The organism is Desulfosporosinus sp. FKB (genome assembly GCF_002196705.1).
Classification (GTDB): Bacteria; Bacillota; Desulfitobacteriia; order Desulfitobacteriales; family Desulfitobacteriaceae; genus Desulfosporosinus.
Genome location: NZ_NADJ01000040.1, coordinates 644,838 through 660,674 on the forward strand (window position 1 = coordinate 644,838; position 15,837 = coordinate 660,674).

8 protein-coding genes are annotated in these 15,837 nt (G+C 43.5%); 1 reads left to right on the forward strand and 7 read right to left on the reverse strand.

Features of this window, described 5'->3' with window-relative positions; all coding sequences use genetic code 11:
- Positions 1-131: 131 nt before the first annotated feature.
- Positions 132-2,291: a cell wall-binding repeat-containing protein gene (locus B5Y67_RS24575; RefSeq protein ID WP_088228997.1), complete on the reverse strand. Its 2,160-nt coding sequence runs from the start codon at positions 2,289-2,291 to the stop codon at positions 132-134.
- Positions 2,292-2,611: 320 nt separating this feature from the next.
- Entirely contained in the window at positions 2,612-6,166 is a 3,555-nt protein-coding gene (locus B5Y67_RS24580; protein ID WP_088228998.1) for a cell wall-binding repeat-containing protein, read from the reverse strand.
- A 412-nt stretch (positions 6,167-6,578) separates the two neighbouring features.
- Between B5Y67_RS24580 and B5Y67_RS24585 the strand changes: the two genes are divergently transcribed.
- The gene (locus B5Y67_RS24585; RefSeq protein WP_088228999.1) at positions 6,579-6,917 is read left to right on the forward strand and encodes a hypothetical protein; all 339 of its coding nucleotides are present in this window, start codon (positions 6,579-6,581) and stop codon (positions 6,915-6,917) included.
- A 442-nt stretch (positions 6,918-7,359) separates the two neighbouring features.
- Here B5Y67_RS24585 and B5Y67_RS25530 read toward each other — a convergent pair whose 3' ends face one another.
- The 5 genes from B5Y67_RS25530 to B5Y67_RS24610 all read right to left on the reverse strand — a co-directional run bounded on the left by B5Y67_RS25530 (position 7,360) and on the right by B5Y67_RS24610 (position 15,761).
- Complete coding sequence (locus B5Y67_RS25530; protein WP_242976106.1) at positions 7,360-7,737, reverse strand: Ig-like domain-containing protein; 378 nt, start codon at positions 7,735-7,737, stop codon at positions 7,360-7,362.
- A 353-nt stretch (positions 7,738-8,090) separates the two neighbouring features.
- The gene (locus tag B5Y67_RS24595; RefSeq protein WP_088229001.1) at positions 8,091-8,345 is read right to left on the reverse strand and encodes a cell wall-binding repeat-containing protein; all 255 of its coding nucleotides are present in this window, start codon (positions 8,343-8,345) and stop codon (positions 8,091-8,093) included.
- 135 nt (positions 8,346-8,480) lie between these two features.
- Entirely contained in the window at positions 8,481-8,663 is a 183-nt protein-coding gene (locus B5Y67_RS25535) for a hypothetical protein (protein ID WP_170932802.1), read from the reverse strand.
- A gap of 955 nt (positions 8,664-9,618) precedes the next feature.
- Positions 9,619-13,587, reverse strand: a complete 3,969-nt coding sequence (locus B5Y67_RS24605) for a cell wall-binding repeat-containing protein (RefSeq protein WP_088229002.1) — start codon at positions 13,585-13,587, stop codon at positions 9,619-9,621.
- 584 nt (positions 13,588-14,171) lie between these two features.
- The gene (locus B5Y67_RS24610) at positions 14,172-15,761 is read right to left on the reverse strand and encodes a cell wall-binding repeat-containing protein (protein ID WP_170932803.1); all 1,590 of its coding nucleotides are present in this window, start codon (positions 15,759-15,761) and stop codon (positions 14,172-14,174) included.
- Positions 15,762-15,837: the final 76 nt, after the last annotated feature.

Sequence of the window (15,837 nt, forward strand, 5' to 3'; positions counted from 1 at the left end):
AAGCAACTTTGACTAGTGCTATTATAGCACCGCAAGCTGTGGCCTTCAAAACAAATCGACATCAACAAAACAACAAATTTCAAAAATCAACATCCATTGAACTCGAAGCAAGGTATGGGAAACAAAGATAACTAATTGTTACTCCCCGGAATACTATCGTTCAAGTCTTGAACAGTAACCGTCGGATCAGATATATTCTTCGTCCGAAGATCATAGAAGGATGCGGCGACATGATTTACCAGCCATCGTCCTCCGCCGGCGAAACTGACTTCATTCTCCGGAAATTGGGGTGAGGCGTAATAGGGATAATAGTCTTGATAAACAATGTTGCCTGAAAAACTTCTGCCGGGATAGTTTTTGGCAAGATCATTATTAATCTGCACAAAATAGGCCATTATACTTCCTTTTTGATTGGCCTTGAGCAGAGCAACCCAGTTAGCATAATCCTTTGGATTCATATAACCCAGAATGCTGAGATTCGATGTTCCGGACTGATTAACAGTAACCTTCCAAAGGAAGTGGACACTCTTATTGTCAATCGTCATGACACTATAGGAACTATCCAGACCCCTTAAATTATAAGAAGAATTAAGGTAGTTGTCCGGATTTGAAAAATCTGCTGAAGTCAGGTCCGTCTCTACAGGTATTGAAGCGGCAGAACTGTCATGAGGCAGCTGAGCCAAAGTCTTATTGATATCCTTGGTTAACAAGGGCTTCAAAGAATTACTCGGCATTGCCAAGTAGAAGTTCTGGCCATCCGACACATTGACTGTCGTCGTGCCGATAACTTCAGCCTGTTCATTGACGAGGGCTCCGCCGCTCGTTCCTTTAGATATGGCAGCGGAAATTTGAATAAAGGATGCTTCATTGACTAACTCTGATTTAGTGCTGACTATTCCATCGCTCATTGTATCATCGGTTCCTGAAGTATTCCCCAGGGCGTAAATCTTATCTCCTGTGCTGATTGAATCAGAATCGCCCAAGGTCACGGCGGACAGTCCTGCAGCATCTATTTTAAGTAAGGCAATGTCCTGATAGGGATCATAGGCCAGAACTTTGGTGACATCATAAGTCTTGCCGTCTTTGGTGGTGACTTTGGCTGAGTTGGCATTCTTAATCAGCTGATAGTTTGTGGCAATCTTACCGCTGGGATCAACAATATATCCGCTGCCGCTGGCAATAGGCACACCGCTTGAATCGCTGGTTTCGATATAGACAATCGAAGGACTGAGCTTTTTAGCAATTTCGCTGGCGCTATAGGCTGCAGCAGGTGTCGTAGGTGTCGTAGGCTGTGCTGGATTCAGATAGCTTTGAACGAGTGCTGAGGGCATCACGACCTCGCCGCCCAAAATATCCAATTGCTCAATTTGACTGCTCTTAGAGTTTAAATACTCTCCGATGGTCTGCTTATAGGCATTATCGACCAGCAAAACAGGGGCGTTCAGGGCAGCAGCATAGGCCCCTCCGGCGAGAGCATCTGCAAAACCGTTTCCGGTTGCCATAAACAATTTGCTGAAGTCCAAACTGCTGTCAAACCGATTCAGCACGGCAAGATTACGGGCGTACTTATCACTGCCCGTTATTCGTTCAACACCAGGAAATTGATCGGCCACCGACTCATTGATTTGATCGGTGCTGCCAATTATATACGTATGAGAAAGCTGATGAGCCGCCAGATAATCCTGGATACTGTTGGTCAAATGATCTTTTGGTGCCAGGATAATCGGAGCATTTTTTTGAGCAGCGATGGGGGCAATAGATAAGGCATCGGCATAACCGTCACCGCTGACCACAGCGGCCTCCTGCACATCCCCCAGCTGTTGGGCAACTTCTATAGCCGTATCATACATATCTTCTCCGGCTAGACGTGTTACATTGATCCCCAGATCACGGACCTGGGCTTCCACGTTCGTGGATACTACAGCAGTCCCCCCCACGATAAACACGTTTTTGACACTTAGATCCTGTAACGTTTGCTTCGTTACGGCGGGCAGGCTTTGAGCTTCGGTCAGCAATATGGGAGCATTGAACTTTTTGGCTAACGGAGTTGATGCCAAAGCATCAGGAAAGTTTTCCCCATAGGCTAAAACAGCATAATCCGACTGTGTCCAGCCTTCCTTAGCGATGGCAGAAGCAGTATCGTACTGAGTATAGCCGGCGATGCGCTGGCTGGTCGGTGCGGCTATAGCGGGACGGACAAAGGCCATCTGAAGAATACAGACCGAAATAATCAGCAGCAGTGACAGAGAACTCCATCTGGCCCGCTGGGCATTAAGCGTTCGATAGTCCATGGTTAAATATGACTCCCCTCCAAGTAATCTCCTCTCACCATAATTTCTACGTTAGTCCTTTTTTCCCTCTTTTCCTTTGCTTAAAATTAATGGAAAAGCGATTCCATGAAAGCCACTATAAAAGCTTTGAATGAAACCGAAATGCCGGATCAACTAAAAGTTATCCTTGTCGGAAAGAAAAAAAGCTCCTCAATGTAATAACCCGTTTTACGATGAAAACTTGGTTATTACAAAAGGAGCCTATCACAAACGCTATGAAACGCTGATTATAAGTATTTGCCCTAGTAGATTAGCCTACTACCGCAGTAGCGACACGTTACTTAACGGGCAACGTCCGTGTAAATTGACATATAGCCGGGATCGGTTGCAACGACATGAATTTCAATGGATTTAACCATACCATTGGCTGCAACTCCCGTAAGTTTAAGGACATCTCCCACGTTAGGAGCATTAGTGATCGTACCATCCGAAGCCATTTTAAACTGACTGGGATTTCCCTTAGCGTCAACAGCCGAGTTTACAATAATCTGAGCCAGGGGCATTCCCTTGGAGCCATATTGATCTACCGCTAAGAAATAGACGGCGCCGCGGCCTATAATATTTAAATTCGGTGTGTTATCATAACCATTGCCCGTAGGTCCATATTTACCTACTGTTCCATCTTTGTCAAAGCGCGCCAGGAGTTTATTAGTGGCCAGCCAATTTTGAGCAATTGTGGCAACATCGCCGGTTTCATTCAAGGAATTGCCCGGTAGATAAGTACCCACCGCAGCAACAAGAGCCATGGCCGAACGAGTTGATGATGAGGATTTAAGCGGTGTCGTAAGGCTGTGCACCAGTCCATCAGCGCCTTGCAGGGTGACCGCTAAGGTCGTGCTAGATTCCGTGACACCATCGGCTAATTTATTGGCGACAACCTTCACTTTATCATAGGCAATGGGGGCTGAAGAAGCATTGTCTGCAACACTGAAATCCTTGGAGTCAACAGATACCCCAATGACGGGTTTTCCCTTTAGTTTTACTTTAGAACCGCTTGATGTTAAGCCATAGACATAGGGATTAGCCGCATAATCCTTATCTAATTCAGAAATTGCCGTATTATCGTTAATTGTATAGATGGGCTTGGGAACTGCTGCCATGGTGTAGTCAGTAATGTCTTTATCCGGCAGAACGGAAATCGTTACTGATTTTGAATCGATGACCACATGGGGATCTGCCGCATTACCTGCATGGCCATCCCGGGCATTGACCAGATTGAAGATCACCGTCCCGCTGCCGGCTCCTGTCAGATTATTGGCATTTGCCCCCGCAGCTTGAATGTTAATGCCTTTTGCCCCGGATGCGGCAGGATCACCCACGGCATTTCCGTAAATATCCGTTCCGGTAAGTGTGAATTCCGAACTGTCTTTCGTCGTGGCTAATACTTCGTAATCATAAGCCGGAACAGCTAAAGCACCGCCGACATATTGATCCGGCTCAGTCGCCTTCCCGACCATATCAAGCACCCGGCCATATTGATCCTTAACAACAAGGCCGCCATAATTGATTCCGAAGTCGATAAATTGATTGGCTCCGTTTTGCATGTTCGTTAATAAGATATCCGGATTCAAAATTAAAGTGTCGGCCTTGGCGGGTTTTTGAATATTCAACGTCAGGTTGCTGACCTTGCCGGTTGACGTTGAGGCCGTCAATGTTTCCGTTATGCTTTGGCTTCCAGTGTTGGCAAAGGGTTTGTTTAAGATGCTCGCTGTACCATCGGCATTTTCTTGCAGGATACAGTTCGTCAGGATCAAACCGCTGACGGATTCTTTCAGGTCAGTGTATTTCTTTAATTGAGTTCCATTTTGATCGTAAGCTATGAAAGGAATTACCTTAGATTCCCCGGACGCTACATCATAAGAAGGAGCCATCAAGCGGATCGAATCAAGCTTTGAGGCTTTATTTAAGGTTGTGTTAAGGGTGGAGGTTGTTCCTGTCCAGGTCATGGCGGTAATAATAGTCGGCATATCTACCGTAATGGCATTGCCCGACGTATTATTGGCAACGACCTTAATGACTGCCTTCGAGGAATCGCTGGGATCTTCTTCAACAGAAGCTGTGACATAAGAGTTGGAGGTTGTAAGCAGATTATCATTGCCGTTGTTATCGGAATGCAAAATCAATCCGCCTTTAATCAAATCATAACTGGTTGTGGGATTACCGCTGATATCCTTTGCCGTATAGGATGCATAGAATACGCTGGTGTCTCCGTCGGTCAAAGTCAAATCATTAGCATTGGTTAAGGTCCCTAATTGAAAATCACTCAGCGTCCCAAGCTGTGTCGAGGTTGTCAGGGTCGCACTTGTTGAAATCCCGGATGTCGAGTCATAACCTGTTATAACAACTGTGGAGAATTGCATCAAGTTTGTAATATTTGAACTGGGGGTTAAGGTCAGCAGTCCATCTTTTGGCTCTACTGCCCCTACACCACTTTGAAAATTTAAGCTGTTGGCGAGCCCCCCAGTAGTAATATCATTTCCATATTGGTCTAAGACGTTATACGTCGCATATCCCTTTTGGCTGTTGTCCTTGGAATTTGTGACAACTCCTAATTTCGTGGACGTAATCGTTAGAGAAGCAATCTTTTGTTGATCTAGAGTTACTTCTGAAGTTCCCAGATCTGTTTTGTCATCCTTGACATTGACCGTATACTTTCCTTGCGGAAAATTGGCCGAATACTTCAAGGTCGCTTCTGTTTTTTCGGTATTCCAGGTTGGCGACACCGTAAAGGGATTCGCAAAACTTTCAACTGTAAAGATGATTTTCGCGGTATCTGCCGGGGCGTGATTAAAGGAAACTTTAATACTGTCCGCGCCCACTGCCTTGACAGAGGTTACAGTCAAACCCTGAGACGAGGAAGACGTATCCTGTCCGGCTACTCCTAAGCGAACCTTTTCAGGTACCACTGCCGTACCTCCGAGAGCCGTTACCACTGTTCCCTCGGTGAGTTTATTTTTTATGAAGGAAGCTGCAGACGGAACCGTCCCATTGGTTAAAACGATGGGAGATTTCGTCTGCGCTGCGAGAGGAGCCCCGGCCAGAGCATCGATTCGGGTTTCACCGTTAGCCACATAAATATTGGTATAATGAAGGACAGAATCGAAATCCTTGATAACTTGGCTATTGGTGTCATAAGCTGTAGTTCCGGCATGACGGACAGCACCGGGAAATTGAGCCTTTACGGCATCACTGATGATACCTGTTCCGCCGATAATATCGCTAGCCGTAATACCTTTGTTGGCGGCAAGATACCCCGCAACGCTGGCTGGAACGGCGTTTTTGTCTGTCAAAAGGATGGGTTCATTGGCTGCTGAAGCAATCGAAGCAATTGAGAGCGCATCCGGAATCCCATTGGCCACGGCAACTTTAGTTACCCCGACCATTTTTTTGGCGATATTGACAGAGGTATCTGCTCTGTCGGTGCCGCCAAGGGAAATAACAGTAATACCCATACTTTGCAGCTGATCGAGGACTGCTTGAGGAATAACTGCCGTCCCACTTGTTACATAGACTGTTTTAACCTTCAGTTTAATAAGTTGGGCTTTCGTATCGGACTCAAGTGTTTTTCCCGCACCGGTCAAAAGGATTGGAGCTTTCAGGTATACTGCCAGTGGCCCTGCCGTCAAGGCATCTACCATACCATAGGAAGTGGACGATGCCAGAATCGCCGTACCGCTGTATCCCGTCTGATCAGCAATCGCTGCCGCAGTTTGCGCTGCAGTTGCACCAGCTAAACGAGTTGGAACTGTACCTTCGGCAAAGGTTTCGCCAGGAACCATTGTTAAGGCCATAACCGCGATGGCTAGAGTGGCTAAAACTTTCTTTGGCTTTCTCATGCACTGAATTTCTCCTCTCGATTTAGATCTTTGCTTTTCACAACCCAGAACGTCAATTTCGGAATCCCATCACCTCCCTAAGTAATCTTTGGGTGTCCGGTGGTCTATGAAAATCTGATCTCGGAATTATTTCCAGTTCATGGCTTTAACTTTAATGGATGTATTCTACGTAAATTTGCGTAATCCTCTATATTATTCTGATTAATCCAAATTTAAATTATTATATAAATTTATTACTTTATTCAGATATTTGTGTGAATTATGATTTGCATTTGCGATTTTGCCAAATAATTTGAAAGGTAAGAATTTGTTTTTCTACAGTTACGGCTTAAGCGGCGGATAAAATAGCGTAGCGAATTAATCTCTTAACTCTGTTATTCTATTAAAAAGAGTCAGATATAGGAGGCTTTTTATGGGTAGAGATGTGGCCCTAGAACAACGTTGGCGAAACTGCATCGACGAATGCCGTCAGAGTGGACTGACAGCAAAACAATGGTGCTTACAGAATGGACTCAATATTACACTTATCGTTACTGGAATTAAAAGTTTAATAGAGTGGCACAACAAGAGACAGAAGATAATTCATTCGCCGAAGTGGTTCTTTTGCCCGAAGGCAAACTCCGCACTAACGAAACATGGTCCACAAAATCGGAAATTTCTTTACGCATTGGAGATTATTCTATCAGTGTACCGGATGATTTCAATCCAACTACCCATAGTCGAACTGGTAAAGGTTCTGCAGAAACTATGATTCAGCGTATAGCCGATAGCGCCGAACATATTTATCTCGCACTTGGATATACGGATTTTCGGCGGCAGATTACTGGACTAACCGCTATGGTTGCTCTACCTCCCCTATGCTTACTTGCTCTTAGGATATCAGAGAGGAGGTTGTTCTTCACACCGTTTTGTATTCCACCGATTACTTTAATTATTATTATAAATCCCTAATCTTTCGTTTTACTAAATTTTCGAAGATTAAAATAAAAATTTCCCCTCACAATGAGGGGAAATTCCATGAGGAACTATCTTATAAAAAGTTGTTTAATTCTCTTTGATAGCTTAAAAAACGTTGTATGTTTGCTATAGCAAAAAATTATTGCCAACGGTTTTGAAACTCTCAAAAAGTTGGATAAGCAGGTTTTCCTATACCTACTACATAGAAATTAACTTGCATTCCAAAGCCCATTAAACTACTGAACATTGCCTGTAACTTCTACTGTTAAAATTACATATCCATCATATCCATCAACCAAAGCATAATAATAATAAGTTCCTACTTCACTTGTATCAACAGTAGCTGCATTCCATTTAACTGCCACGTCCCTCCCGGGAATCCCCTTATACACCTTCGCTTTTACAGTTGATGGTAGCGTATAACTATCATTTTGATTCACAGATATACTAATGTTATCAATTAAAATTAAATCCTTCCCAAAGTTTCTAGAATTAATTATTTGAGAGCAATTATAATCACCTCCAGTTAAATCTCTTAAATTGAGATTTTTAAGGCAAATATATTTTAGAGCATCAAAATCATTATTACTATTATTTAACTGATTATCATTCAATTTGTTACCTTCCAAGTGTAGGGCTCTTATATTTGATAGACCTTTCAGGGCACTAATATCAGTAATTTGATTATTCTCCAAGTATAACGCCGTTAAATTTGTACAATTTTCTATTCCACTCAAGTCTTTGATTTGTGAACCATTTCCATAAATACACTTTAAACTTTGAGCATCCTGAATAGTTATATCCCCGTTATTCTTATGAATAGTTTCCCTGACTACATTCTCAAGGTTATGATCTTTAAATTTGCAAATGGTTTGTGGTGTAGAAAGAGATTTCTTTCCTATATCTTGAATTAAACTATCGGAGACAACAGCTGTACCTCCAAATACATTAATCGTATTTGTATTATTTAACCGTTCTTGATAGTAACTCTTGTTATATCTTGTGGGGAATTCTTTACAAGAATAATAGGGGCATGTAGTTTTGCCGCATATACTGATCCCGCAAGTGCATCCGCAAAATTTTCTCCAGTAGCTAAACAAAGACTATCTGAATTAAGATAGGTATTAAACTTTTGATTAATGGCTATATTCCTTTCATATTTATCTTCTCCAACGATTCGCTCAGGCTTAAAACCAATAAATTCTTTGAAAACATCATCCATTTATGACACTAGAATCTCCTACCACATATGTATTTAGCGGACCCGTTCCTGATCTGCTATAACCAATATAATTCACATAGTCCTTAACGCAATCTGGGATGACATCCTTTGGTACCAATATAATTGGATCTTGTTTTAAAAACGAAAGTCTGGTAAAGCCAAAAAAGTAAGGCAAAAGTTAAGAAGTTCCCTTGTTGAATCCGCCCGAGCTGCGTCCCGCACGAAAGAAACATATTCATCGTCACAGTACCACCGAATAGCCGCCAGTAAAGGAGCAAACCGAGCTGCTTTGGCTGTTGCCCATAGCATTTTAATCATCGCGTACTACATCCTAAAGAGAAGACCGCCCTATATTGAGCTTGGTACAAACTATTATGCAGAACTAAAGCGTCTTACAGTGCTAAAACAGTCAATTAAGAAACTTGAGGTTTAGGATACAAATTCACAGTTGAATAGGTAACATAACGAGAAATATTTGAAATTTTGCAGGAGCCAAGTTGTAACCAGATTTGGATATGCAAGTTGATTTTTATGGGTCTTGTTTTTTGACTATCTTAGGGTCATTTAATTTTCAGGATAGAAGAGGAAACCAATAAGTACGATTATCTATCCGATGCACAGTTCAAGATGCTTATCCGTAATCACTACAAATATATCAAAGATGTTGCCAGTGAAGGATTTCCTTATGAATGTGACTTAGCCCCGATTATCAAAAGCTGAAAATCGGGGCTAGGTTTCGTTCGACACTATTTGTTCCACCGCTTATGCCACGGCTAACCTTTCTCTTATTAGATCAAAATAATCCTGCGTTCTTAAAACGCAGGCCTATTAACGGTAACATTAGAAAATCTAATGATTTTCATTATTCCGCGTAAGTGCTATTAACCGAACTGATGAAAAGAGTAAATAACATATCAAAAGGTTCTGGACTATGAACGAAGATCCAGGTAAATATTAAATTAACATAATATCCTTCGCTAACTAAGGAGAAGACATGGACAAATCCACTTAGTATCAATTTATGGGTATTACTTTAACTTGATCAATTTTACTTAATATAATTCCCTTTAAGCTTACTATACGCTAGCTTTGGTTTATTTTTTTAAAAGTATTAGGTTAAGACTTAACTTAGGTTGCTATCATAGAATAGGATAACACCTATATATTTATTAGCCATAGAAAATTAGAACATAACCCTCAAACCAAATCGGTGTGAGGGTTATGTTTCAGTCAGTTCGAAAAACCTTACTTATAGTTAAGCTTTCTGTCCTTATTATGCTACAGTTGCAGTGGCTGGTGCACTAATCGTATCAGGAGCTAATGTAGCTGTTACTGAAAGAGCGTCTCCAGAAACCAATGCCGGTACTGTTACAGTCCAGTTTCCAGATGCATCAGCTGTTACAGGAGCTTGAGCTGTTCCATTGACGCTAAGCACAATAGTTGCTCCTGCGACTGATGTACCACTTACGGTTGTAGCACCTGCCGCTGGTGTTCCAGTAATAGCTGGCGTTGCCGTTGCGACTGGAGGAGCAGCTACAACAGTAGCAGTGGCAGCAGTACTAACTGTGTTAGGAGCTAATGTAGCTGTTACTGAAAGAGCATCTCCAGTAACCAGTGCTGGTACTGTTACAGTCCAGTTTCCAGATGCATCAGCTGTTACAGGAGTTTGAGCTGTTCCGTTGACGCTAAGTGCAATAGTTGCTCCTGCGACTGATGTACCACTTACAGTTGTATCACCTGCAGTTGGCGTTCCAGTAATAACTGGTGTTGCTGTTGCGACTGGAGCCGGAGCTACGCTAGCAGTAACCGTAATATCGATGGTTTTGACATATCCACCGGCAACGCCAGATAATGTGATTACATCACCAGGTTGCAGATTAGTACCAGTCGGAATTCTTCCGTCAGTCAGTGTAAGAGTCGAAGAGGTTGTGGCACCACTTCTGGTCAATTTGGCGCTGAGATATGACAATGCCATAGCTTTTGTGCCATATTGATCCTTAGCATAGATGTATACTGGGGCACGGTTAGCGCCTGATCCGGCACTATCATATCTTTCGAGGAGAGCACCATCATGCATGTAATCTACGCTGACAGTAGCTTGGTCGCCTAAATCATTAAGTGTTACACCATCTTTAAAGGTAGCTGCGGATACATAGATACCGGATGCTACAGGATCTGCAGTTGAAGATTGGATAGGAGTTGTTACTGAGTGTACTACACCATCAGCACCATTAATGGTTACGTTTAAGGTGGTGCTGGAAGAAGTAACATTGTCTCCTAATTTCTTCGCATAAACATAAACGTTTTCCCAATCATAAGGTTCCGAATATGGATCTGCAGGATATGGGGTATATGCGGTAAAGAAGTCTTTGCTGTCAACACTAGCTCCAAGAATACTTCCGTTTTGTAAGATTACTTTTGAACCGCTTGCAGATTTACCATAGACATATGGTTCAGCTGCATATGCATTTTGTCTAGCAGTAGCAGAAGCTTCATCAGTAGCATCAGCAACATAGATCGGATCTTTAACCGTATCTACATAGTAATCCTTGATATCGTTGTTTTTCAGGACGGAGATGGTTACTGATTTGGAATCAATAACGGCGTGCGGATCTGCAGTAGTTCCAGCATGATTGTCGTCGAGGTTAATTAAATCGAAGCGAACTGTTCCGGAACCGCCATTGGCTTCTAAGCCAGTCTTAGCTTGAATACGAACACCGTTTCCGCCGTAGATTACTGGAGCGCCATTCGTCAGATTCTCGCCGGAATCCGAACCGACAACCGAAAGATCACCGGTAGCAGATGCTACAACTTGATAGTTAAAGTTCGGATCAGCAGTTGATCCCTGACCGCCTTTATATTTACCTTGCATATCAATTACTCGGCCGTATTGGTCTTTTACGGTGAAGCCACCATAGTTCCAACCAAAGTCAACGCCTTGCAGTGCACCACTTTGCATATTGGTAGCTACTACGGATTGGTCTAATTGTAAGGTATCAGCTTTAGCAGCTTTTTGAACATTAATGGTAATGGAGCTGTATTTACCGGTTGCAGTATTGGCTGTAATAACTTGTTGTCCGTCAATGCCAAATCCCTTGCCAGTATTCGGACCGCACCACAGGCTGGCAGTTCCATCGGAATTTTCCTTCAGGAATGCATTCGTGATGGTAAGATCAGTTGTGTTAAGATCAGACCACTTGGTGAGTTCTTTTCCGTTTTGGTCTAAAGCGCGGAAAGGAACTTGCTTGCACTCGTCAACAGCAATGCTGTCTGCAGGAGCCATAATTGTGAAGCTGTCAATCTTCGAAGATTTGTATAAGGTTGTGTTCAGAGTTGAAGTTGTTCCATTCCAAGTCATAGCTGTAATAACAGTCGGCATGTCCACAGTCAGGGAATTACCTGAAGTGTTGTTAACAATAACCTTGATAACAGCTTTGTTGGAATCGCTGGGATCTTCTTCAACGCTGGCTTGTACGTATGAGTTTGAAGTGGTAAGGAGGTTATCGTTGCCATTTCCATCGGAATGCAGGATTAAGCCGCCTTTAATCAAATCATAATTGGTTGTTGGGTTACCGCTGATGTCTTTTGCGGTATAGCTAATGTAGAATACGCTGGAATCTCCATCAGTTAAATTCTTGCCATCAGCATTGCTTATAGTACCAAGTTGGAAATCACTTAAGGTACCAACTTGAGTAGAGGTTGTTAAGGTAGCACTCGTTGATACACCGGAAGTTGAATCATAACCGGTAATAACGACGGTTGAGAACTGCATAAGGTTTGTGACATTTGGGGTTAATGTGAGTAAGCCGTCTTTAGCATCTACACTACCAACACCACTTTGGAAGTTTAAGCTGTTAGCCAGACCGCCGGTTGTGATGTCGTTGCCATATTGGTCTAATACTTGATAAGTTGCATAACCTGTTTGGTTATTATTCTTATCAGTTACAACACCTAATTTGGTAGCGGTGATGTTAATAGCTGCAATCTTTTGTTGGTCAACAGTTACTGAGCTTGATCCCAGATCTGTTGTGTCGTCTTTAACGTCAACAGTATAGGTTCCTTGCGGAAATGCTGCTGAATTTTGGAGGGTAGCTACTGTATTGTCGGAGTTCCAAGTAGCAGTTACGGTAAAAGGAGTATTGAACTCTTCTACATCGAAGGTAACTTTTGAAGTATCAGCAGGTGCATGGTTGAAGACAACTTTAAAGCTGTCAGCTGCAGTTGCTGTTACGGAAGTTACGGACAACGGACCGTTGTTGTTCGGACCGGTTTGACCGCTAACAATTGCGGTGCGTACAGTTTCAGGAACAACAGCTTCGCCGCCGAGAGCTGTTACTACAGCGCCAGTAGCAAGTTTGCCGTGTACATAGGTAGTAGCTGCAGGAGCGGTTCCGTTCGTAAGAACGATCGGTGAGCTGGTTTGAGCAGCGAGGGGTGCTCCGGCAAGAGCGTCAATTCTGGTTTCACCGTTAGCTACAAATACGTTGGTGAATTTCAGAGCTGAGCTGAAGTCTTGGATAACTTGATTGTTGGTGTCATAAGCAGTGGCTCCTGCATGACGGGTAGCGCTGGGCAATTGTCCTACAACTGCGTCGCTGATGATGCCTGTTCCACCGATAACATCTGAAGATGTAATTCCTGAGTTAGCAGCTAAATAAGAAGAAACGCTGGCAGGAAGTGAATTTTTATCGGTTAAGAGGATCGGCTCATTAGCAGCGGAAGCGATAGAAGCGATTGAAAGAGCATCGGGAATGCCGTTTGCAACTGCAACTTTGGTTACACCGCTCATTTTCTTAGCAATGTTTACAGAAGTTTCAGCACGGTCAACACCGCCGAGGGGAACAACCGTAATGCCCATGCCGGTAAGTTCATCAAGAACTGATTGTTTAATAACAGCAGTTCCGCTGGTTACATAAACGGTTTTAACGCTCAATTTGGTAAGTTCAGTTTTGGTGTCAGCATCAAGTGTGCTTCCTGCTCCGGTCAAAAGGATAGGAGCTTTTAAGTAAGTAGCGAGTGGTCCAGCTGTAAGAGCATCAACCATACCATAGGAAGTAGAGGATGCAAGGATTGCTGTACCAGTCCAGCCGGTTTGATCGGCAATTGCATTTGCAGTTTGAGCTGCAGTAGTACCTGCCAAACGGGTTGGAACTGCACCGTCAGCGAAAGCGTTGAACGGTACTGTCGTCAAGGCCATTCCAGCGATAGCTAAAGATGCTAAGGCTTTTTTAGTTTTTTTCATGTAGTGAATATCTCCTCTCGTCTTTGGATCTCTTCTGTCTGGTGAATGACTATCTCTTTTCCTTACCTAAGGACGTCTTTTAGTCGTCCCTCACCCCCTTAACATGAGTAGCACAATCTTTAGACATTGCGCAATATCTAAAAGTAGACCTAGGACTTTAGCGGGAGCGTCCCCCCTGAAGATGAAATCTCATCCGCCCTGGTTACCCTTTAGAACCGCATCGAAAATTTGAAACCACAAAAAAGGGTCTACATTAGCTATATGTATTCTCCATAATAACTAATATTCCTGCTTACTGTCCGAATTTTTTTTAAGGTCTCTTCAAACCAAACCCCAATTCTCGGACGGGTTTCGAATCTGGACTTAATAGCTTTTGTCTCAATGTAGTCTAGTTTACACTAAAAACTATTAGTTTTCCACCATTAGCCAAAAAATATACGTAAATGACCAATGAGATAATTGAGTATACCACAAAATTTAATGTCAAATGTGGAAATTTTGTTAACATCCCATAAAAAATTTGTTTAGAAGATTTCAGAGATGTAAAATCTGGCTTAATTACGTTTTAGTCTTTACTGAAATAGCTAGTATCCTTTGTACTTTAAAATCCCCTTATATATCCCCTGGGCTGTTTTCTGCTGAAAATCCGGTGATCCCAAGAGCTGCTCTTCCGTAGGATTGGAAATGAAACCAATCTCAATGAGAACCGCCGGCATCTTCGTGTTTTTGATGACGTAAAAGGGTGCATCCTTTACTCCCCGGTCATATAAACCAATCTCTTTAACCAATTCACTCTGAATATTGTTACCAAGAGTCTGAGATTGACCGGCAGCGGAACTGGCTGAACTATAATAGGTTGTTGTACCGTTTGAACTTGGATTGCTGAAGGAGTCGTTATGGAGGCAGATAAATAGATCTGCATTGGCATCATTCGCTATTTTCGTTCGTGCCTGGAGGTCTGAAAGTTCGGAGTACTGTCCGACAGCCGGAGATACGTCGGTAGTTCTGGTCATAATGACTTGTGCTCCTGCGGCTCGCAGGACACTGGCCAGATCAAGACCAACAGCCAGAGTATTATTCTTTTCATAGGTTCCTGAGGGGCCGATAGCTCCCGTATCCGGGCCGCCATGACCTGGATCGACAACGATCTTCATTCCTGCTAATAAGGAAGGAAGCGGTATCGTTCCCTCGAGCATTCCTTTGACTTGATCGGAAATAACCGCTGTTCCCCCGACAATGACGACAGAAGTCGAATTTTCGGTGGGTTTGGACAAAGCAGAAGAGGTTGCTCCGGGCAAGGTGTTCTTTTGAGTCATAATAAGCCCTGCGCTTTCTTTGGCGGCCAACGCTCCGGCAGCCAGGGCATCGGGGAAATTCTCCCCGGTTACGATGTATGTTTTAGGGGCGGTTAAATCGTCTTGAGTAAAGTCATAGACCTCCGCCGCAGTCTCGTAGCGGTCTTCACCGGCAATGCGCTGGACATCCGGCAATCCGGTCAGTGTTGAACTAGAGACCACCGCCTCTCCGCCGACGACGATGGTATGAGTATCACCCTTTTGCTGAAAGGCCGTAAGTTCTTCTTTCGTAACCTCTGGCATGGTCGTGGCTTTTGTCAGGAGAATCGGGGTCTCGGTCTTACCTGCGTAAGCAGAAATGGCCAAAGCATCCGGGAATTGTTCCCCGCTGACTAAAATAACCTGACCTTTAGACCCGACACGCTCGGCAACCTTTTGAGCCGTTTCATATTGGTCCTGCCCCCAGATTCGCTCCGGTTTAGCGAGGCCGGCATTTTCAAGGTCTGTTTCCACTTGAGTGCTTAAAGCCGCTGTTCCTCCCAAAAGAATAGCTTTTTTAGCACCCAGACGTTTAATTTCATCCAGGACATAGGGATCGACTCCCTGCTTCTGGGTCAGAAGAATAGGGGCATCCAACTCGTGCGACAGCGGCGCTGCAACCAAAGCATCGGGAAAGTGATCACAGTTCGCCAATAAGACAGTATCCGCCTGCTGCCAACCTGCCTGAGAAACTTGTATGGCAGTGTCGATTTGCCTCGCCCCGGAAATCCTGGTGGTTGTAAAGTTTAACTCAGATGCCTGAGCAGGATTTTGCAGCCCTATCAGGAAACAGAAGGCAATAATCACCATTCCTATAACTTTCCATTTTAAATGTGACACATTAACGACCTCTCCTTTTCTACAAAATACTTTCTAATTCGCTATTAATGAGCGATGTCCTGCAAGAAAATATGGT

Excerpts from the sequence above, each read along its gene's own strand:
- B5Y67_RS24575 (WP_088228997.1), bottom strand. The coding sequence starts at position 2,291 with ATGGACTATCGAACGCTTAATGCCCAGCGGGCCAGATGGAGTTCTCTG.
- B5Y67_RS24580 (WP_088228998.1), bottom strand. The coding sequence starts at position 6,166 with ATGAGAAAGCCAAAGAAAGTTTTAGCCACTCTAGCCATCGCGGTTATG.
- B5Y67_RS24585 (WP_088228999.1), top strand. The coding sequence starts at position 6,579 with ATGGGTAGAGATGTGGCCCTAGAACAACGTTGGCGAAACTGCATCGAC.
- B5Y67_RS24595 (WP_088229001.1), bottom strand. The coding sequence starts at position 8,345 with ATGGATGATGTTTTCAAAGAATTTATTGGTTTTAAGCCTGAGCGAATC.
- B5Y67_RS25535 (WP_170932802.1), bottom strand. The coding sequence starts at position 8,663 with ATGATTAAAATGCTATGGGCAACAGCCAAAGCAGCTCGGTTTGCTCCT.
- B5Y67_RS24605 (WP_088229002.1), bottom strand. The coding sequence starts at position 13,587 with ATGAAAAAAACTAAAAAAGCCTTAGCATCTTTAGCTATCGCTGGAATG.